Below are 553 nucleotides of genomic sequence, written 5' to 3' on the forward strand. Positions count from 1 at the left end.
TGGTGTTCCGGTTGTCACGCCAGTGGCATTGCCGGGTAGCTATGTTCGGAAAAGATAACCGCTGAAAGCATCTAAGCGGGAAACTTGCCTCAAGATGAGATCTCACTGGGACCTTGAGTCCCCTGAAGGGCCGTCGAAGACTACGACGTTGATAGGTTGGGTGTGTAAGCGCTGTGAGGCGTTGAGCTAACCAATACTAATTGCCCGTGAGGCTTGACCATATAACACCCAAGCAATTTGCGAACTCGAAAGAGGCCAGATTGCGGTGTGTGAAGACGAAAGAACCGAAAGTTCGGCTCTGCTCACAAAAGCAGCACAAAACACCGAAAGCTGTCACATACCCAATTTGCTGAAGCGAGGCCAACCGGTCACGACTCAGTACCCGAATTTCTTGACGACCATAGAGCGTTGGAACCACCTGATCCCATCCCGAACTCAGCAGTGAAACGATGCATCGCCGATGGTAGTGTGGGGTTTCCCCATGTGAGAGTAGGTCATCGTCAAGATTAAATTCCGAAACCCCTATCTGCGTATGCAGGTAGGGGTTTTGTTT

General features: G+C 50.8%; 2 rRNA genes. Both read left to right on the forward strand.

The features are described from left to right. Nucleotides 1-221: ribosomal RNA gene (locus AC1DVE_RS31190) — 23S ribosomal RNA — on the forward strand; the annotation flags it as partial. A gap of 169 nt (nucleotides 222-390) precedes the next feature. Beyond that, nucleotides 391-506, forward strand: a 5S ribosomal RNA gene (gene rrf, locus AC1DVE_RS31195). Nucleotides 507-553 lie beyond the last annotated feature (47 nt).

The sequence above is a fragment of the Pseudomonas sp. P4_B4 genome, assembly GCF_056402255.1.